Here is a 20097-nt window from a genome sequence, read left to right on the forward strand (position 1 = left end):
CAAAGTTTAAACGTTATTTCAAATCATAAACATAGTTAATATTCGTGAGATGCCATTTTGAGCGTGCGCTGGCCTGTGGGTGAATGCGTTGGCACGCGAGTTTCCAGTTGTTGTTTTTCCTTTGTGTTTCAGAGAGTTCTTAATGATTTTTTAGAGTTTGCCGTTTGATTGCGCTGTAGTTGGTAGGAATTTTCTGAAATTTAAAATATATTTTTTATTTGCCTCAAGACTGATCTAAAAGACGGTTTAAGGGCGCTAGGTTTGCGCCCGATTACTACGGGCGGGCATAAAAAAACCGCGATCGGTGATCGCAGTTTTCAGGGGTTAACGCTTGGGGTCAGGCTTCGTCCAGCTCGGGCAATGCCGTGTCAATCGCCTTGGCAGGCTGTACTTCGTCATGGCGGCGAATGTACTTCCAGTCGTCCTCATCGATATAAATACCGTTAGGCCCGCTGCCGCCCTCAAGGTCGATGGCCACATGCGCACAGACCTGCGGTTTCACGCTCGCCAGAATCGGTACAAACCCCAACTGCAAGCTGGTTTCGAGCAGCGCGGTCTGGTTCTTTTCATCGATGTCCGCCGCCTCATCCAGGTAGTACGGCAAACGGATGCGCCCGGCCTGCTCGCGGTCCATCAAGTGCAGCAACAAATACATGTTGGTCAGCGCCTTGATGGTCATGGTGGTGCCGTTGGACGCAGCGCCGTCAATGTCGGTATGGATCACCGGCTGGCCGTTGACCTTGGTGATCTCGAACGCCAGTTCGAACAAGTCCTTGAGGCCCAACTGGTTATGGTTGGCGGCCACGAGGCGAGCCAGATACTCCTTGGCTTCCTCGTTTTTTGTGTCCTGTTCGGCGCTTTGGCTGAGGTCGAATACCGAAAGGGTTTCGCCTTCTTCGTACTGGCCAGCGCTGTGGATAATTTGATCGATGTGCTTGAGGGCTTCCTTGTTGGGGGCCAGCACGATGCGGAAACTTTGCAGGTTGGACACCTGACGCTTGTTGATCTCGCGGTTGAACAGCGCCAGTTGATGCTCAAGGCTGTCGTAGTCACTGCGAATGTTGCGCAACGTGCGGGCGATATCGGTCACCGCCGCACGACGCGCTTTGCCCAGGGTCAGGGCTTCTTCGGTACGGTGCGCGTAAGCGTTAATCAACAGTTGCAGGCGGCGCTCCATGTCGTCTTCGCTGTCGAACTTGGCCACGCCCTTCAAGCGCACTTGAGCATAAAGGGCTTCGATCTGGCCATCACAGCGCAGCAGGCCTTGCCACGTGTCCTGGTAGTCGTTGAGCAGCGGCAGCAGGTTGTCCATGGAGTCGTCGACCGGGTCCATGAACGGCGTACCGAACGGCAGGTCGGCGGGCAATAATTGACGGCGGCGCAGGCTGTCATCCAGCGTGCGCTGTTTGGCTTCCATGTCGCCCAGTTGACGGGCGACCAGTTGCAGCTTGGCCGACAGCTGTTGAACGCGCTCGGTGAACGCATCGCTAGAGCGCTTCAACTCGTCCTGGGCGGCTTCGGCCTGAGCCAGTTGTTCCAGTTTCTCGCCTTCCTCGGCACTCAGCGTCTGGCTGCGGCGGAAGTCTTCCAGCGCTTTTTGCGCGTCCAGTACCTGTTGGTAAAGCGACTCGGCTTCACTCTTGCTCGCCGCCCGATCAGACGTCACGGCTTGCTGGGTTTTGAGCTGCTTGAGTTCTTTGTCCAGACGCTCTTTTTGATCGCGTAACGCGGCCCGGTCTGCCAAGGCCTGCAAGGCAGGTGGCTCGATGTGGCTGAGGTCAATCGACAACCCCGGTGCTTCAAAGCGCTCGCCTTTGAAGCCGTCGAGGATCATCTCCAGTGATTTGACCCACGCGTCGCTGTCGTCCAGTGCAATCCCGTGTTCGCCCAGCGGCAGGCTGAACAGGGCGCTGTTGAACAGGCGCATCAGGCGCTCTACATCCTGCTGCGAAAACTCTTCGCGCAGGCGTGCGTAGCTGTTGTTGTCGGCGTGATCGAGTTGCTGCTTGACCGACTTCAGGCGTTTTTCCAGATCCCGGACCCGTTCGTCCAGGTCCTCGGCGCTGAACTGCCGCGATTGCGCCAGGGCACCGGCCAGTTCGTCGTGGGCGTCCTTGGCGGCGAGCAACTGCTGCTCCAGCACCTTCACATCGTCCACCAGGGCAAACCGGTGCTTGAGCACGGACAGCTCGCCCAACCAGCGCTGGATGCCGGAGATTTCACGCTCCAGGCGCATCAATTCCTGAGTGCTGCTGCGCTGATCGTTTTGCAGCGCGTCTTGCTCGTGACGGTAGTGCTCGGACTGGGCCAGCAGCTCTTCTTTGCGAGCCCCCGAATAGTCCTGCCATGTACCGAGCAATGAGTCGAGCAGGGGAGACAGGCGGTGCAACTTGCCGCGCAGCAGATCGCGCTGGCGCACCCCGGCCGCCAGCGACTCAACCAATTGCCCGGCACCGACCAGGGCGTTGTAGTCCTGCTCCATGCGGCGTACGTCGCGGAAGGCCTCTTCACAAGCGGCAATGTAATCCACACTGCCCGAGCGCAGGCTGTGCTCGAAGGCATCGAGGAACAGCTGCTTGAGTTTGGCGGCGGTGATTTCGCGCATGTGCAGCAGGTTGATAAACAGCGCGCGGAAGGTCTTCAGGCTTTGCTCGCTGGTGGAGCGCAGCGGGATCAGCGTCAGGTCCAGCGGGATGGACGTGTGGCCGCCCACCAACAGGCGCCGCAGTTCATCGGGTTTGAGTTCGTAGGCTTTAAGGCCGTTGCGCTCAAGGTTGTTGAACAGCTCTTTTTGCCGCAGGCAGGTGTCGTCTTTTTGGTAATGCGCCAGGTCCAGTTGACCGGCGTAGGCAAAAAACTGGTGCCCGAAACCGCCGCCCGGGCCACGGCCGACCACGCCAATCACGTGCGGGCCATGGGGCAGCGACACTTCGACGAGGATGTAGCTGGTGTCGGAGGCAAAGTAAAAACGCCGCGATTGTTCGAGGCTGTACTTGCCGAAGCTCATGTCCGACATGCGCGCCAGAATCGGGAACTGCAAGGCGTTGATCGAGGCCGATTTGCCCAGGTTGTTGGCCCCATACACCGACAGCGGGTGTTCCAGCGGGAACAGCCCGAGGCTGTAACCGGCAGTGTTCAACAAGGCAAAACGGCGTATTCCGTAGCGTTCCTGGCTCATGCATCCATCTCCTGTTGCTCGGCGGCAATGGCACGCGCCAGTGCGGCTTCTTCGTCTTCTTCCTCGACCTCGGGGTCGTCACCGGCCAGTACGGGCGTCGGCAGCGGCAAGATGCTGTGCAGGCTGGCGGCCAGATCGCGGTCTTGTTGCACCGACAGGCACACATCCAGAAAACGGTGCATCGGCGGCAGAAAGCGGTAAATGCCGTTTTCTTCACCGGCAAAGCCGAGCTGGGTCATGCGGCGCATGATCTTCTCTTCCAGCTCGTCCTGAGTGGTGACCTCGGCCTGTACGAACAGGTCGCGGTATTTTTCCAGCAGCGCGGGCAGTTCGTCGCGGCCCAGGCTGCCGCCATCGAGCACGGCAATCGGGTCGCGGCCCTGATCGGCCAGGTGCTCGACAATGATGAACGTGAACAGCGCCAGACGCTGTGCGGTCTTGTTCACCTGGGCGGTGGCCGTGTCGGGGACGAAGTAATAAAAACCGCGGGTGTCACACACCAACTCAAAGCCCAGCGCCTTGAACAGCGCGCGGTATTGATCCTGGAAATTCGACAACTGCGCGTACAGCTCGGGGTCGCGCCGGCTGACGTGATAGCCCTTGAACAGTTCGCGAAAAATCGGTGCCAGTTGGGACAGTTCAGACAGATCAAGATGCATGGAGAGGGCTCGCAGTAGGCTCGGTTGCGTCTTCGCTACGTGACAGCAGGGCGAAAGAGCGCAAGCTGACCACGTGTTCGTGGGTGTGATACTCGCGGCGTTCGAGACGCTCGCGCACGAAGCGTTTTTCCCGCGACAGGCGCGAGAACCAGTACAGCAATTCGTCGGTGTCGCCGTCGGGCTCTTGTGCCAGCAACCAGTTCATCAAGTCCGGCATGGGCAGTGCATCGCTGCAGCGGTCGAGCATTTCTTTGACCGTGCGCGGCGCCTTCGGGGCTTCGCCGCCTTTTTGGGTTTTGTGCGCCTTGGGGAACCGCGCAGGTTTTGGCTCGAAGCGCGCCAACGCATACACGTACGCTTCCACTTGGCTGGCGCTGCCCAGAAAGGTGCTTTGCGGGCGGGTGAACATCGGCATCGCCGCTTGTGGCACGGCGTCCAGCCCTTTACGGCGGATCGCGGCCAGTGCCAGCGCCGCGCCGCGGGTCACGGCATTGTGGCGGCGGGCTTCTTCGCGCAACGGCAACAACAGCTCGCGCGCATGGCGCAGGGTGAGTTGAGCGCTGGTTTGCATTTCGAGGATCCGCGCGTGGGTACGCAGCAGCATGTCGTCGTCGACCAGGTGGCCGAGGCGCTGCTGTTCGCTGAGCATGCGCAGCAGCACGTTTTCAACCTTGCGCACACCTTGCTCGAAGGCGCCGTCGGCGTTGACCAATTGAATCATCGGCTCAACGTATTCATCCCATGTCGCCAGCACTTCGGCATACCGCTGGCGCAACGGGATTTGCCGGTCGCTGGTCTTGGCACGTTCTGCCACGGCCACCAGCGCCTGCTCATCGTTGGCCAGTTTTTTCAGTACGTCGCGCACGCGCATGTCCAGCAGACGCAGTTGACGCGCCAGATCGTTGCCGTCGCGGATGTCGAACGCATCCTGGATATACCCCGCCAGACGCTCAAGGTGGCGCAGGTAGGCTTCGATTTCCAGGCACAGGCCGAGGCGGTGTTCGCGCCGCAAATAGGCCAGGAAGTCATGGATTTGCGCATTCAGCTCGAAGCGGTTCGGGCTTTTGGCGACCGGCACCAGAATGTCGAGCCGGATCCAGCTGTCGAGCACGTGGGTGATGTCTTGAGGGGTGCTGTCCAACTGATGCGCCGCCAATTGCAGGCGCAGTTCGCTGAGGCTCAACGTGCCTTGGTCGAAGTGTTCGCACAAGGGCTCAAGGAGTGCCCAGTGCTCGGCGAGGGCACGTAAAACGCGCTTGGGTTCGATCATGGGAAGGCCGGTCGATTGGCAATGAAAGGCGGCGATTGTACTGCGCACATCTTCCCTTGGCGATCTGCCGCCCGAGCGCCTGCCCACCGTTTAGCGATCAACTGCGGGCGGGAAGGGCAGAAGGGCGGTAGAATCCCCGTTCTTTTGTTATCCACAGATGGCCGACCCTTGTTGAACGAGTCCCGCCGCCGCGCTTATTTGACTGCCATGCAGGTGGTCACCTGGTTACCGCGCACCGAATTGCCGTTCGCCGCCCCGTCGCGGCCTGAACTGCTGGTGGTCCCCGAGCCGCCCGCAGTGCCGGTCATGGCGCCGCCTGTTGCCCAGGTGGCGGCGGTGCCGAGCAAGCCTGCCGAACGCCCGAAGATCGAAGTGCCACGCCCGTCCGTCACCCCGCGTGCAGCGAGCAAACCGGTCGCCGAAGCCGACACTGCGCCCGTGGTGGCCAAAGTAGTGCCCTTGCCGACGCCGCGTTTTGCGTTGCAATTGCTGCGCGCCGGTCGCTGCCTGGTGCTGGTGGAGTTACCCACAGGCGGCGCGTTCCAGAGCCGCGATCCGGCTTACCTGTTGCTCAAAGACATGCTGCGCGCAGCCGGACTGCCGGACAGCCCGCAAATCATTGGCGAGCCGATTCGCTGGCCTTTGCTGCGCCGGGGCAATGTCGATCAGGGCCCGGAGGCCGCACGGGAATTTGTACAGGGCTTTTTGATGGCGCGCCTTGAAGACATCGAGTGTGCGTGTTTATGGCTGATCGGGCTGCCTGCCGTGCGTTTTGCGGGCCAAGCCAATGCCGAAGCCTATCACCGCGATCTGGACATTGAAGGGCTGGGCTGCGTCTGGGCGCTGCCGGGTCTTGAATTATTAATGGATGAGCCACACCGCAAAGCGGATGTGTGGCAAGCCATGCGCCGGCTGATGGCGCGCTGGAAACCAATCAATGAGTGACGCTGTAACTTTTCGCCCGATGACCGAGGCGGACCTCGATGCCGTGTTGAAAATTGAATACGCCGCCTTCAGCCACCCCTGGACGCGCGGGATATTCCTCGACGGGCTGGGCAAGTACCACATCTGGTTGATGTTTGAAGGCGAGCAGCAAGTGGGGCACGGTGTGGTGCAAATCATTCTCGATGAAGCGCACCTGCTCAATATCACGGTCAAACCCGAAAGCCAGGGCCGCGGCCTTGGGCTTAAATTGCTGGAGCACTTGATGTCCATTGCTTACCAGCATGACGCCCGCGAGTGTTTCCTTGAGCTGCGCGACAGCAACACCGCCGCGTTCAAGTTGTACGAGCGTTATGGCTTTAACGAAATCGGCCGCCGCCGCGACTATTACCCGGCCGTGGGCGGGCGCGAAGATGCCGTGGTCATGGCGTGTACGCTGGTTGACTGACGGCATCCCCCTGGCAACAACCCGTTCCATAAAGGCACCCGTACAAGACCCGGCGTCAACCGCCTGTTCACGGGAGCAATGCCCCCTCTCCCTTGGGGAGAGGGTCAGCCGAGGGGCGTTTAATCCTTGCGGCCCACCGGATCAATATCCGCCAGCTCAGCTTCATCCAGGCCACGACCTGCGCCGATCTCGTCTTCATTGACGACGCTCAAATCCCAGTCTGCCGCGCCACCCTCTTCTTCAAGGGCTTCGTAGGCATCCCGGGCACCGTCTTCAGGTATTAGCATGTCGGCGTCCAGATCGTCCGGGCTGGAATCACGCCCCGGCAGCGCCGCGCCACTGATTTCGCGGTTGCGCGGTCGATGCTCGCCCACATGGCGCGTGTACTCTTCATCGGTCACCAGATCGTCCAGTGATTCATGTGTGTCCACAGGGTCGTCAAAGTCGAGCGGTTCCACCGAGCCCATGCGGTCTTCGGTGTCGTCGATGTCCAATGGTTCTTCTGCCCCGAACGGGCGACGTGAATCGGTCATGGTAAATCCTCATACTGTGGGGCCTTGCCAGGGGCTGTTCGCGTTGCATTGCATGCCGCGTTGCTGGGTCACAGATAGCCGGGCAAGGTTCAGAGCGGCGTTGCTAGACGCTGATTGGGAACACCCAAACCCCGTGGGTTTTCATCGCGGCTACTATGAAACGGCAACAGACCCTAGGGTGGACTGTAGTCAAGCGTGAAGATTCCACCCGATTGATCGCCGGATTTGGCATTTGCCCACGTGACGTCGACCGCCGGTCGGCTGTCAAAGCTGAGCATCAACTCTTGAGGCCTTACCGCATGAACGAACTACAAGACCTGATTGATAACAACGCGCGCTGGGCCGATGCGATCAAGCAGGAAGATCCCGAATTTTTCGCCAAGCTGGCCCGCCAGCAAACGCCGGAATACCTATGGATTGGTTGTTCGGATGCCCGTGTACCGGCCAATGAGATCGTCGGCATGTTGCCCGGCGATCTGTTTGTGCACCGCAACGTGGCCAACGTCGTGCTACACACCGATTTGAACTGTTTGTCGGTGATTCAGTACGCCGTGGATGTATTGAAGATCAAACACATTCTGGTCACTGGCCACTACGGCTGTGGCGGCGTGCGTGCCTCGATGAAGGACCAGCAGCTAGGGCTGATCGACGGCTGGCTGCGCTCGATCCGCGACCTGTATTACGAAAATCGCGACGTGCTGGCGCTGTTGCCCACCGAAGAAGAACGCGTAGATCGTTTGTGCGAACTCAACGTCATCCAGCAGGTGGCCAACGTGGGTCACACCAACATTGTGCAAAATGCCTGGCACCGCGGGCAGAGCCTGTCGGTTCACGGGTGCATCTACGGGATCAAGGATGGTCGCTGGAAGAGCCTGAACACGACCATCAGCGGGCTTGACCAATTGCCGCCGCAGTACCGTTTGCGGCCGGTCAATCCCGTTTAACGATCGCGGTTCATCCTGCCCCTCTCCCACAGGGAGAAGGGCAGGGCGAGGGGTTAGGGCATCACCGGCGCCACATAAGTCAGCGTCGTGCCCAACGCCCACAGCAAAAACAGCACCAGTGGCGTGTGCACCAGCAATTGCACGAACGAGAAACCGATCAGGTCCCGTGCTTTCAAGCCCAGTACACCTAGCAGCGGCAGCATGTAAAACGGGTTGATCAGGTTCGGCAAGGCTTCAGCCGCGTTGTAAATCTGTACCGCCCACCCCAAGTGGTACTCCAGATCATTGGCGACTTGCATCACGTAAGGCGCTTCGATAATCCATTTGCCACCCCCCGACGGGATGAAGAACCCCAGCACCGCCGAGTACACGCCCATCAACACGGCGTAGGTATCGTGGGACGCAATCTGCACAAAGAACGTGGAGATGTGATGCGCCAGGGTTTCGCCGTTTGTGCCCTTGACCACGGTCATCAGGGCCGCAATCGAGCCGTACAGCGGAAACTGGATCAGCACCCCGGTCGTGGTCGGCACGGCGCTGGCCACGGCATTCAGAAAACTGCGCGGGCGCCAGTGCAGCAATGCACCGAGCATCAGAAACAAAAAGTTGTAGGTGTTGAGGCCTGAAATGGCGCTGATTGCCGGTTTGGTCGAGAACTCGTGGAACAACCAGCCCGCCGCCAGCAACACCAGCAAAAGGGTCAGCACCGGACTGTATTCCAGCCACTCGCCGGGTCGTGTGCGCGCCGGCAGTTTGGGGAGGCTGAAGGCCGGATCAACGCCGCAGGCCGCCGCATCCCGGGCCGATTCCGGCCCCGGCGCCGTGGCGTAGGCAACGATCAGCGACACCACCACCAGCGCTGCCAGCAACACACCGGATTGCCACAGAAAGATGGTTTCAGTGAACGGGATCACCCCGGTGATTGCCAGAATCGAAGGCGGCAGGCTGGCGGGGTTGGCCTGCAACTGCGCGGCCGAGGATGACAGCCCCAGCGCCCACACCGCCCCCAATCCCAGATAGGCGGCTGCACCGGCGGCGCGATAGTCCATGCGCAGGTTCGTGCGGCGGGCCAGCGCCCGCACCAGCAACCCGCCGAACACCAGCGACAACCCCCAGTTGAGCAACGACGCCACCATCGAAATCAGGGCGACCCAGCACACCGCCTGTCGGCCGTTTTTCGGGACGTGTGCCAGTTTGTCGATGAGTTTGACCGCAGGCGGTGAGCTGGCCACCACGTAGCCGCCAATCACCACGAAGCACATTTGCAGGGTGAAGGGGATCAGGCTCCAGAAGCCGTCACCGAACGCCTTCGCGGCATCCGTGGGTTTGGCACCCATCGCCAGGGTGGCCAGTGCCACGGTGATCACGGCGACGGCGGCAAACACCCAGGAGTCAGGGAACCAGCGCTCCGCCCAATTGGAGCAGCGCAGGGCAAAGCGGGCATAACGGCTGGATTCAATCTCAGCGGCCATGGGAAATACCTCGTTGTTCTTATGATTATGGTGACGCCTGCGCGCAGCCTTTCAGAGCGTCAAGGCATCAGCGGCGGCGGGCCAATACAGTAAATCAATCGACGGGGATTTCCGATGGGCAGTCGCTTTGAACCAACTCGCGAGGTCTACAGTCACTGCCTGTAAGCGGCAATGGTGCCGTTGTGTAACGACCTGACTACAAGGAGTTCACGATGAAAGAGCAAACGTGTGATTGTCCGGACTGCAACTGCAAAGTGGGTGCCCAAGGCGTGGAGCGCGACGGGAAACAGTACTGCTGCAAGGCGTGCGCCGATCATCACCCCGACGGTCAGGGGTGTGCGTCATCCAGCGGTTGCCATTGCGGCGATAAACGCTAAATGAGCTGAGTGCAGACTCGCGCAGTCGTGGACTGCGCGTTTGCGCCACTGCCCTTCATGTTGAAGCCAGGCGCCATTTCACGTTGGCAATGCCTTTTCGTTCCATTTGCGCGCGATCGAGCTTTTTGGCGGCTTCGCGTTCATTGCGGGCAATGCGTTCAACCCCAGCGTCACAACCCGCCCAGTACCAGGCCGTGAGATTGTCCAGCGCGGCGTGGCGGATGATGAATGACTTGGGCTCGCCATGCAGCGTGTAATCAATAATGAATAATTTTGCCGAGTTCATGATTCAGACATTTCTCCCTGTGTTGAGTAAGTGAGTCTGTGGCTTTCAAAAAATTCACTCCAATTGACGGTCGCCGCCATCGGTTCAGGACTATCTGCCAGTGGACTGATGTGGATCCATTAAAAGGTGAATTTTTTTGATGAGCGGTCGTCTCACCCTCTCTAGAAAATCGGCCTGACGCCGATGTCGTGGTATGCAGCCCCCATTCCCTCAGGTATCCCATGTTTAACAAACGCATGAAGCAAGAGCTAGCGGCTCTTCGTGAAGAATTGTCCAGCCTGCAGCAAGTCAGAGAGAGCCTGGACAGCGAAATGCTGGTGCTCTCGCTGGGAGCGGATGGGCGCATCGAGACGGCGAATCACAACTTCACGCAAGAAATGCAGTATGCAAACAGTGCGCTGGTGGGGCGGCACATTGATGAGCTGGTGCCTGCGCACCTGAAAAACGACGAACATTACCGTCGGTTCAAAACGGCGATGACCCGCAACGAGCATTTCAGCGGCACCGTGCGTTTGTTGCGCGGCAATGGCCAGGAGGCATGGCTGCGCTCGATCATGCAGCCGATTCTGGATTCCAGCGGGCGTGTGCTGCGGATTTCGATTTTCTCCAGCGACCTGACGCGCACCATCGAAACCTCCCGCGACCACGAAAACCTGATGAGTGCCCTGTTGCGTTCCACGGCCGTGATCGAGTTCAACCTCGCTGGCGAAGTGCTGACGGCCAACGATCGTTTTCTGCACGGCATGGGGTACACCCTGGCGCAAATTCAGGGCAAGCATCACAGCCTGTTTTGCACGGCTCAGGAGCAGAACAGCGCTGAATACGAGGCGTTCTGGAAGCGGCTCATTGCCGGTGAATTTGTTGCCGGGCGTTTTCAGCGCGTTGACAGCCATGGCCGTGACGTCTGGCTTGAAGCCTCGTACAACCCTGTGCGTGACGCCAATAACACCCTGTACAAAGTGGTCAAGTTCGCGACGGTGATTACCGATCAGGTCCACCGGGAGCAGGCGGTTTCAGAGGCGGCGGGTATCGCTTACAGCACGTCTTTGCAAACCGATGAAAGCGCCCAGCGCGGCACCAAGGTGGTGACCCAGGCCGTTGAGGTCATGCGGGATCTGGCCAAACACATGCAGCAGGCCGGCGATGGCATCGAAGCCCTTAACGACCAGTCGCAAGTGATTGGGAGCATCGTCAAAACCATCAGCGCGATTGCCGAGCAAACCAACCTGCTGGCGCTCAACGCCGCGATTGAAGCCGCCCGCGCCGGGGAGCAGGGGCGCGGTTTTGCGGTGGTGGCCGACGAAGTGCGGCAATTGGCCTCGCGCACCAGCAAAGCCACGGAAGAGATCATCAACGTGGTGCGTCAAAACCAGGACATGGCGCGTGACGCCGTGACCCTGATGGCCGACGGCAAATTGCAGGCCGAACAGGGGCTGGCATTGGCGGCGGAAGCGGGCACGGTGATTGTCGAAATTCAGGACGGCGCGCAAAAAGTGGTGGATGCGGTCGGGCAATTCGCCAACCAACTGTCGACCTGAGTCGTGATGCACGAGGGTTGCGCATAAGAAAAGTAACCTTCGAGTGACGGAAAAAGAACGTCTGGGAGTAAACTCTGCGCTTTCCAAAGGAGTTTCTATGAGTCTCTACCAGTCGAGCATTCTGGCTAAACCTATCCCTTCGCAAGCGCGTTACCTGTTTTTCGCCCTCAAGTCAGTAGAAGCATTGCCGGCTGCACTCGACGTTCTGTCGCAGTGGGTGGACGGCAAAAGCGTGGTGGCGGGGTTTGGCTCGCCGCTGGTAATGGCGTTGGGGGCTAAGGTTCCAGGCTTGCGCGTCTTTCCGGCACTCAATGCCATGGTTGAAAACCCGTCGACCCAGCACGCCCTGTGGCTGTGGCTGTTGGGTGATGACCGTGGCGAGCTGCTGCATCGCAGCCAAAAAATCGAGACGGCGCTGGCGTCAGCCTTCAACCTGCTGCAAGTGACGGAAGGCTTCCGCTACGGCACCGACCGCGACCTGACCGGCTACGAAGACGGCACGGAAAACCCGGTGGACGATGCAGCGGTCGAGGCCGCCATCGTTGCCCATGCAGGCCCGGGCCTGGACGGCGGCAGCTTTGTTGCGATCCAGCAGTGGCAGCATGATTTGAACGGTTTTGCGGCGCTGCCGTCCGAAGAGCAAGACAACATCATGGGCCGTCGCATGAGCGACAACGAGGAACTGGACGACGCGCCAGCGTCCGCCCACGTCAAGCGCACTGCGCAGGAAAGCTTCACACCTGAGGCCTTTATCGTGCGCCGCTCCATGCCGTGGACTGAAAACGGCAAGTCGGGCCTGATGTTTGTCGCCTTCGGTCGCAGCCTCAACGCCTTTGAAGTGCAACTGCGCCGCATGAGCGGCATGGAAGACGGCATCATTGATGGCCTGTACCGCTACAGCCGACCGCTCAATGGCGGCTATTACTGGTGCCCACCGATGAAAGACGGCCGCCTGGACCTCGCAGCGGTGTGCGCGGGCTAACTCTTTTTGGTGTTCTCCCCCTGCCTTGGCTGAACCGTTTTTTTAAGGTTTGTCTGATGTTTCACATGCTGCTGGCTCCCTAGGCTGGCAGCATGAAGCTCAAACAGTTTTTCCGTCCGTTAGATGCCTCGTTCTCGACCTCAATCGCAGCGCGTACGTTGCTGCGTTCTTTTTTCGTGGCGTTGCTGCTTTCGTTGTTCGGCGGGCTCTATGTCTATGTGAATTCCAGCTTTGACCGGGAGATATCCAAGCGTCGCGGCTACATGAGCGGCGCCATTCTCGAAGCCCAGCGCTTTTTTACCGGCCATGAAATTCTCCTCAAGAACTTGAGCTTGTCGGCGGTGCGCAACACCAGACCCGCCCCCCCTGAAGCGCAAGCAGACAGCGACGAGTTCCAGCTGGTGTTGGGGCAGGGCGTCCATTCGTGGAGTCTGTGGCAAAAGTCCCGCGAACTGGATTACCTGCGCAGCCAAAAAATAAACCTGCTGTACGTCAAGGCGGGCAACGCTTTGCAGGCCGAGCGCCTGACGCAGGCGGCACTCAACCCCGTGGCAGTGAACCAAGACGTATTGCGTCAGCTCAAGGCGCTTGAGCACTCGCAGGCGACGGTCACCGGTGAGCATTGGTTTAACGCCACGCCGAATCTGGTTATGACAGAAAGCTCGGCGCTGTACCTGTTTACCTTGCTCGACAAGCGTGACCCGGCGTCAGGCTGGCTCGGACTGGAGATCGAAGGCGCGGATATTTCCGCGGCCATGGACCGCAAGCACGCGGGTGACTTTGTCGTGCTCAATGCACGGGGGGAAGAAATCTTCGCCAGTGCCTTGAACCCTGGCCTGCGACAGGCCCTGCAACGGTTTCCCGGTGATCGGCATTTTGGTTTTACCGGCGACGGGCTGTTGCCCGATTACCTGATCATGCGCAACCAATTGGGGTATGCCGACCTGCACGTGGTGTACTCGATGGAGTTCAGCCACTTGCTGCTGGCCATGCGCGAGCCGTTGTTGATTGCCCTGCTGCTGGGGTTTGGCAGTGCGCTCGGGATGGGCTTGCTGGTGCGGCGCATTGAGCGGCAGTTAATCACCCCGGCGATTTACCGCAAACAGGCCCTGATCGAAAGCGAGGCGTTCAGCCGCGCGGTGATCCAGACCGCCCCTGTCGCGTTGTGTGTGCTGCGTCGCGCCAACGGTGCCGTGGTGCTGGAAAACACCCTCGCCCAGCATTGGCTGGGGCGCGGCCGTGAACGCGATGAGCTGTGCCATGAATGGATCGATCACGCGTACAACAACGACGGCATTCACCGCATCGATGAATTTTCGGTGGCGGGGCGTCATCTGCACATCAGTTTTGTCGCCACCCGTTACAAGGGTGAAGACGTGTTGCTGTGTGCATTCAGCGATATCAGTGCGCACAAGGAAGTCGAACTGGCGCTGGAGCAGGCCAAGCGAGAGGCTGACAAGGCCAATGAAGCCAAAACCCTGTTCCTCGCCACCATGAGCCATGAAATCCGCACACCTTTATATGGCGCGCTGGGCACCCTGGAATTGTTGGGCCGCACCCAGCTCAACCCGCGGCAACAGGAATACCTGCACGCCATTCAGAATTCGTCGTCGACCTTGTTGCAGTTGATTTGCGACGTGCTCGACGTGTCGAAAATCGAGGCCGGGCAATTGGCGCTGGAAGTCAATGAATTCGCACCGCTGGACCTGATTCAAGAGGTGGTCAACGGCTATTCGGCCGCTGCGCAAAGCAAGGGGTTACAGTTGTACGCACACATCGACCCGCACTTGCCCGATCAACTGATCGGAGATGGCCCGCGGATCCGGCAGATCCTCAACAACCTGTTGAGCAACGCGGTCAAATTCACCGAAAGCGGGCAGATCGTGGTGCGGGTCAACGTGCAAAGCCGGATCGACGAGCGCGTCACCGTGCTGTGGCAAGTCACGGACACCGGGCAGGGGATCGCGCAGCAAGACCAGCCGTTCCTGTTCGACCCGTTTTACCAGACCGGCAACCGCGCCAATGTGATTACCGGCACCGGGCTGGGCCTGTCGATTTGTCAGCGCTTGACGTACCTGATGAGCGGCAGCATGCGGGTGGTCAGCGAGCCGGGGCTCGGCAGCAGCTTTACCTTGAGCCTGCCCCTTGAGCAGAGCAACGCGACGCCCGTGAGTGCACTGGTCGAGTTGTTGCCAGAAACGGTGTTTGTGGTGTCGTCGATGCAGGAAATGGCCGAGAACATCTGTGGCTGGTTGCGCCGCTGGGGCGCGAGGGCGCAAGTGTTGCGGGCGGGCATGGACATCAGCGACAGCAGCGCCGTGCTGGTTGAACTGCACCCCGGCGAATACCAGCAGCACCTTGCGCCCGACTGGCCGGGGCCGGTGATCGTGGCCTGCGGCAATGTCTGCTTTGCCCCGCCCGAGCAAGAAACACCGCAATGGCACGTCAACTTGAGCTACTTGCAAGACCTGCGTCGCGCGGTCAGCCAGGCTCAGGGGTTGAGCCCCTATGCGCGGCCTGTCGGGCCGGGCACCCGTGTCTACAAACCGCTGGGCCTGCATGTACTGGTGGTCGAAGACAACGCCATCAGCCAGTTGATTCTCAAGGATCAGCTTGAAGAGCTGGGCTGCACGGTGGATCTGGCCTCGGACGGGCTGGAGGCGCTGGCGCTGTGGCAACAGTCGACCTTTGACCGGGTGCTGACCGACGTCAACATGCCCCGCATGAACGGCTATGAACTGGCCACGCAATTGCGCCAACGCGATAGCAGCGTGCCGATCATCGGCGCGACCGCCAACGCTCAGCACGAAGAGCGCGAGCGCTGCCTGGCGGTGGGCATGAATGAATGCCTGGTCAAACCCTTTGGCCTCAGTGCCCTATTTACCTGCCTTGAGCAAACCGGGAGAAAGTCTCATGCCGTATAGCGTTCTGATTGTGGAGGACCATCCTTTCCAGCATGAATACTTGCTCAACTTGTTCCGCGACCTGGGCAACATTCGTGTCGAAGCCGCCCGCGACGGCAATGAAGCGTTTGAGTGGCTGCAAAAACAACCGTTTGATCTGGTGCTCACCGACTTGCTGATGCCGGGCATGGACGGCGTGCAATTGATTCAGCGGCTGGCGTCTTTGCCACACAAACCTGCCCTGGCGATCATGAGCGCGGCTTCGCGGCGGATGATTGTCAGCGCCAGTCTGGTGGCGCAAAGCATGGGGTTGAGCGTGGTGGGGCAGTTGTCCAAGCCGGTCGTGCCGCTGGCGGTGCGTACGTTGATGACCACGCTGGATAAATTGATCACCACCGATCAACCCGTCGCCCGCGAGCCACTGGTGCTGGAGCGCGAAACCCTGCGTGACGCCATGCGCAGCGGGGCGTTACAGGCGTGGTTCCAGCCGAAAAAATCCCTGCACGACGGGCATATCGTGGCCGCCGAGGCGCTGGCGCGTTGGGTCCATCCTGAACTGGGGTTGCTGATACCGGCTGATTTCCTGCCCTCGCTGGTGAGCCTGGGCCTGGAAAAAGAGCTGTTGCTGCTGTTCATCAAGCAAACGATTGCTGCCCAGGCGAGCTGGACCAGTCAGGGGTACGACATCCCGGTGTCGATCAATTTGCCCACCCATTTGCTCGACGACGATGACCTGGCGGATGCGCTTCATGATTACGTGCGCGCGCAAGGCGGGATCCCGGCGAAACTCGCTTTTGAGCTGATGGAGTGCTCGACCACGCAGGACATCAGCAAGTATTACGCGGGCGCCTGCCGGTTGCGCATGAAAGGGTTCGGGCTGGCACAGGACGACTTTGGCCAGGGATTCAGCTCGTACTTCAACTTGGTGTCCACGCCGTTCACCGAGTTGAAAATCGACCGGGCGCTGGTACACGGGTGTGTGGAAAACGAGAACCTAGCGTCGGCGCTGGCCAGTATCGTTGCGCTGGGGCGGCAATTGGGGCTAGAAGTGGTGGCCGAAGGGGTTGAAAGTCAGGAAGAGCTGGCCTTGTTACGCAAGCTCAACTGTGACCGGGTGCAGGGTTTTCTCATCTCGCGTGCCGTATCATCGGGCCACTTCGGCCACCTGCTGCACGAAGACGCACCGCCGCGACTGCACTGACCTCACCCTCGGCATCCCGTTGTTTCTAAAAGGTGAAGACCGCACGCATCGGCCGGCTTGCGCTCGACTAAGCTTCGAGCCAGCGCCGGTCAGACCCTCACGTAAATTACAGGACGTACCATGACCACCGACAGCACCTCACTGGGCAAACTCGCATTGAGCTCCATGCGCTTGAACCGTGGCGTCCTGATTTTGGTCGGGGTGGCGGTCGTGCTGGTCGGCACCTGTGCGTGGGCGTTGCAGCGTTTGCTGGACGTGGAAGTGAACAAGGTCGATTACCATTTTTCACGGCTGGTCGAGAGCCTGAATGAAAACCGTCTGTTTTTAAGCAACGTCAACAGTGCGGTGAATGACGCCCAGGATGTACTGACCAAGAACATCACCCCGCTGCAAAGCACGTTGGTGTTTCATGGGGCCGGGGTGAACATTTACGAAGGCAAAGAGTTTTCGTTTTCGACCCCCTTCAACCTGGCACAAAGCGACGCGAGCGAGACGGTTAGCCAAACGGCCTTTTCACTGGGCATGCACTTGGCCAACTTCTATAGCGAGTTTTGGTCAGGCTCGGTGGTCACTTCACCACAATTGTTTCTGTTGCCGTCCGGGCATGAATTCACCCTTGCCGTGCCCGCCATCGGCGCCCGTCGCGGGCATGCGGCGATCCTGAGCCTTGAGTCGTATCTGGAAACCAGCAAAGGCCTGTTGCAACTGTTCAAGGAGCGCCAATCCGCGCTGCAAGAAGGGCAGGTGTATTGGGCCAATACGGGCAATGTCAGTGAAGGCAACGCCAAGGTGTTCGGGTTTATAAAAATCAATTTGCCGACCCGGTTTCTGCGGGTTGAAGGTGATGATCGCGAAGTGCTGCTGGCCGCGTTGATCAATGTGCGGCGCCTGTCGGAAACCCCCACCAGTGTGGACACCCCGGCGTTTGATGATTTGACCCTGATTGCACCCTCGGGCGAGGTGTTGCTGGGGCGTCGTGATGAAAACAACACGCGGCCCGACGGCATGCGCTTCACCTCCAGCGGGCTGGAAATGAAAGTCGCCAGCGACGGTGACGAGCGTTGGACGGCGGTGTACCGGATCAGCTATGACAGTTTTTTTCATTACGCAAAATGGCAGTTGTTGAGCATTTTCGGCGTTGCCTTGCTCTGCGTTTACGTGGGCTGGCTGGTGAACCGCTGGTATCGGTTACGCGTGGTGCGCCCGGCCGAGCAGGCGCATCGGCGGGTGATTGAAAGCGAAATCTTCAGCCGCGCGGTGATCGACACCGCGCCCACCGGTTTGTGCGTAGTGCGTCAGTCCGATAACCGGATGTTGCTGGCCAACAAACGGGCGCAAGCATGGCTGGGCAACTCTCAGTACATCTCACGCTTGATCCGCGAGCAGCAAGCCGATATGGGGGAAGCGTGCGTTGAGGTGGGCGGGCGCTACTTGCACGTAAGCTTTAGCAGCACGCGCTACCAGGGGCAGGACGTGATTGTGTGCGCTTTCAGCGATGTGACCGGGCACAAGGACGATGCCGCCGCGTTGACCCGCGCCCGGCAACAGGCCGAAGAGGCCAGCCAGGCCAAGACTACCTTTCTGGCTACCATGAGCCACGAAATCCGCACGCCGCTGTATGGCGTACTGGGCACCCTCGAATTGCTGGAATTGACACCACTGGACAAGCGCCAGCAGGTGTACCTGAACACCATTTCGCGTTCGTCCTCCACCTTGTTGCAGTTGATCAGCGACATCCTGGATGTGTCGAAGATTGAGGCGGGGCAAATGGCGCTGGAGCCGGGGCGGTTCTGCCCGCTCGACATGGTCGAGGACGTGGTGGATGCCTACGCTGCAGCGGCCGAAGGCAAGGGGCTGCAAATCTATGCCTGCATTGACCCCCAGGTGCCCGATCAGTTGGATGGCGACCAGTCGCGCATCCGCCAGATCCTTAATAACCTGCTCAACAACGCGATCAAGTTCACGGACTATGGCCGCGTGGTGCTGCGCCTCAAAGTGGTGCAGCGCGACACCCAGCACGTGACCTTGCAATGGCAAGTCACCGACACCGGCGTGGGGATTTCCGAAGCCCAGCAGCAGCGCTTGTTCGAACCGTTTTATCAAGTGTTCAACGGCCACTCGGCAGGCGGCACAGGGCTTGGACTGTCGATCTGCATGCGCCTGTCCGAGTTGATGGGCGGGCAACTGCGCGTGGTCAGTGAGCCGGGCCTGGGCAGTAGTTTCAGTTTGCTGCTGAGCATGCCGATTCTGGAGGGAACATTACCGGCCGTCAGTGACTTGCAGTTGCGTCCGACGCCGGTGTACGTGCGCGCACCGGTCACCGAGCTGGCCGAAACCACCTGCGGCTGGTTGAACCGCTGGGGCGCACAGGCCTTGGTGGCGTCTGCCGGGCCGATCAACCTGTCGCCGGGCGCGGTGTTAGTGGATTTGCTGCCCGGCCGTCATGGGTCGCTGGAATGGGACGGCCCGCGCGTGATTGGCGTGCCGGGTGCCGGGCAGCCCGAGCACACGCCCCAGGGCTGGCAAGTGGGTGTGCACATGATCCGTGGGCTGGCACGGGCGGTGATGCTGGCCCAACTCGGGCGGGTCGCTGCCGACACCGGGCGGGTGCCTTTGATCCGCGAGAAGCTGGCGCTGCGCGTGCTGGTGGCCGAAGACAACCCGATCAACCAGACCATCCTCAAAGAGCAACTTGAAGAGCTGGGCTGTCGCGTGGTGCTGGCGTCCCACGGGCAGGAAGCGCTCAGCCTGTGGTCACCGGACGCCTTCGACGTGGTGCTGACTGACGTCAACATGCCGATCATGAACGGTTACGAACTGGCCGGTGCCATTCGCCAGCAGGATGCCCACATCCCCATCATCGGGGTGACTGCCAACGCCATGCGCGAGGAAGGCGAGCGGTGTATCGCCGTCGGCATGAACGCACGGATGGTCAAACCCATGACCTTGCAAACGTTATGGACCGAGCTGAACCGCGCGTGCGACATCGGCACGCCAGACGCGTTGCCGGAGGCCAAAACCGTTGCAATGGGGCATGATCACGCGCCCGCCGACGCCCCGATTGTGGTCAGTGCGCGCATGCGTGACTTGTTTATCAACACCATGGGCGCGGACATCACCACCGCGCAGCAAGCGTTGACGGGGCGTGACAGTGACGCACTCAAAGCGCGGCTGCATTGCATCCGTGGTGCGCTGGCCGTGGTTCAGGCCCATGCGCTGGCCGAAGGTTGCGGCGAACTTGAGCGCCGCCTCGAAGGTCATGTACTGGATGAGTCTTTGCACAATCAGATCGAGGTGTTGTTGGCGCGTATCAAACGCGCCGTCGCCGCTGTCTGATATTTTCGTTTTCCCACGCCACCGATTG

14 protein-coding genes and 2 pseudogenes are annotated in these 20097 nt (G+C 60.0%); 10 read left to right on the forward strand and 6 right to left on the reverse strand.

Annotation, left to right across the window (positions count from 1 at the left end):
- Positions 1-337: 337 nt before the first annotated feature.
- The 3 genes from mksF to mksB are packed head-to-tail and all read right to left on the reverse strand — an operon-like array spanning position 338 to position 5107.
- Complete coding sequence (gene mksF, locus TU74_RS05565; RefSeq protein ID WP_048375526.1) at positions 338-3178, reverse strand: Mks condensin complex protein MksF; 2841 nt, start codon at positions 3176-3178, stop codon at positions 338-340.
- Complete coding sequence (gene mksE / locus TU74_RS05570) at positions 3175-3837, reverse strand: Mks condensin complex protein MksE (protein WP_047273292.1); 663 nt, start codon at positions 3835-3837, stop codon at positions 3175-3177. Before mksE ends, mksF begins: the two co-directional genes overlap by 4 nt.
- Positions 3827-5107: an Mks condensin complex protein MksB gene (mksB, locus tag TU74_RS05575; RefSeq protein ID WP_048375528.1), complete on the reverse strand. Its 1281-nt coding sequence runs from the start codon at positions 5105-5107 to the stop codon at positions 3827-3829. The genes mksE and mksB overlap by 11 nt, the downstream gene beginning before the upstream one ends.
- A 168-nt stretch (positions 5108-5275) precedes the next feature.
- Here mksB and TU74_RS05580 point away from each other — a divergent pair, with 168 nt between their 5' ends.
- The gene (locus TU74_RS05580; RefSeq protein ID WP_048375529.1) at positions 5276-6052 is read left to right on the forward strand and encodes a hypothetical protein; all 777 of its coding nucleotides are present in this window, start codon (positions 5276-5278) and stop codon (positions 6050-6052) included.
- A complete protein-coding gene (rimI, locus tag TU74_RS05585) occupies positions 6045-6497 on the forward strand; it encodes a ribosomal protein S18-alanine N-acetyltransferase (protein ID WP_047281800.1) in 453 nt (150 codons plus the stop codon). Before TU74_RS05580 ends, rimI begins: the two co-directional genes overlap by 8 nt.
- 119 nt (positions 6498-6616) lie before the next feature.
- Here the strand turns inward: rimI and TU74_RS05590 are convergent, their stop codons facing one another.
- A complete protein-coding gene (locus TU74_RS05590) occupies positions 6617-7030 on the reverse strand; it encodes a hypothetical protein (RefSeq protein WP_048375531.1) in 414 nt (137 codons plus the stop codon).
- A 299-nt stretch (positions 7031-7329) separates the two neighbouring features.
- Here TU74_RS05590 and can point away from each other — a divergent pair, with 299 nt between their 5' ends.
- Positions 7330-7974 (forward strand): carbonate dehydratase, encoded by a 645-nt coding sequence (can, locus tag TU74_RS05595; protein ID WP_048375532.1) that lies wholly within the window; start codon positions 7330-7332, stop codon positions 7972-7974.
- A 53-nt stretch (positions 7975-8027) separates the two neighbouring features.
- On the opposite strand, the gene TU74_RS05600 is transcribed toward can, so the two are convergent.
- Entirely contained in the window at positions 8028-9446 is a 1419-nt protein-coding gene (locus TU74_RS05600; protein WP_047282063.1) for a short-chain fatty acid transporter, read from the reverse strand.
- A gap of 212 nt (positions 9447-9658) precedes the next feature.
- On the opposite strand from TU74_RS05600, the gene TU74_RS23325 reads away from it, so the two are divergent.
- Positions 9659-9823: a metallothionein gene (locus tag TU74_RS23325; protein ID WP_080960279.1), complete on the forward strand. Its 165-nt coding sequence runs from the start codon at positions 9659-9661 to the stop codon at positions 9821-9823.
- A 55-nt stretch (positions 9824-9878) separates the two neighbouring features.
- Here the strand turns inward: TU74_RS23325 and TU74_RS05605 are convergent, their stop codons facing one another.
- Entirely contained in the window at positions 9879-10109 is a 231-nt protein-coding gene (locus TU74_RS05605) for a DUF6555 family protein (RefSeq protein ID WP_047273299.1), read from the reverse strand.
- Between the two features lie 236 nt (positions 10110-10345).
- Here TU74_RS05605 and TU74_RS25035 point away from each other — a divergent pair.
- From TU74_RS25035 to TU74_RS05630, 6 genes and pseudogenes are all read left to right on the forward strand, one after another.
- Positions 10346-11107, forward strand: a pseudogene (locus TU74_RS25035) (PAS domain-containing protein); the annotation flags it as partial.
- Positions 11108-11215: 108 nt separating this feature from the next.
- Positions 11216-11647: pseudogene (locus tag TU74_RS25040) on the forward strand (methyl-accepting chemotaxis protein); the annotation flags it as partial.
- A 97-nt stretch (positions 11648-11744) separates the two neighbouring features.
- On the forward strand, positions 11745-12629 hold the full coding sequence (locus TU74_RS05615) for a Dyp-type peroxidase (protein WP_048375535.1): 885 nt from the start codon (positions 11745-11747) through the stop codon (positions 12627-12629).
- Between the two features lie 92 nt (positions 12630-12721).
- Positions 12722-15553: a response regulator gene (locus TU74_RS05620; RefSeq protein ID WP_048375537.1), complete on the forward strand. Its 2832-nt coding sequence runs from the start codon at positions 12722-12724 to the stop codon at positions 15551-15553.
- On the forward strand, positions 15543-16733 hold the full coding sequence (pvrR, locus tag TU74_RS05625) for a response regulator cyclic di-GMP phosphodiesterase PvrR (RefSeq protein ID WP_048375538.1): 1191 nt from the start codon (positions 15543-15545) through the stop codon (positions 16731-16733). Before TU74_RS05620 ends, pvrR begins: the two co-directional genes overlap by 11 nt.
- A 120-nt stretch (positions 16734-16853) precedes the next feature.
- Positions 16854-20069, forward strand: coding sequence for a hybrid sensor histidine kinase/response regulator (locus TU74_RS05630; RefSeq protein WP_048375541.1), 3216 nt, complete (start codon positions 16854-16856; stop codon positions 20067-20069).
- The last annotated feature ends 28 nt before the right edge of the window (positions 20070-20097 follow it).

The sequence above is a fragment of the Pseudomonas lundensis genome, assembly GCF_001042985.1.
GTDB classification, from domain to species: Bacteria; Pseudomonadota; Gammaproteobacteria; order Pseudomonadales; family Pseudomonadaceae; genus Aquipseudomonas; species Aquipseudomonas lundensis.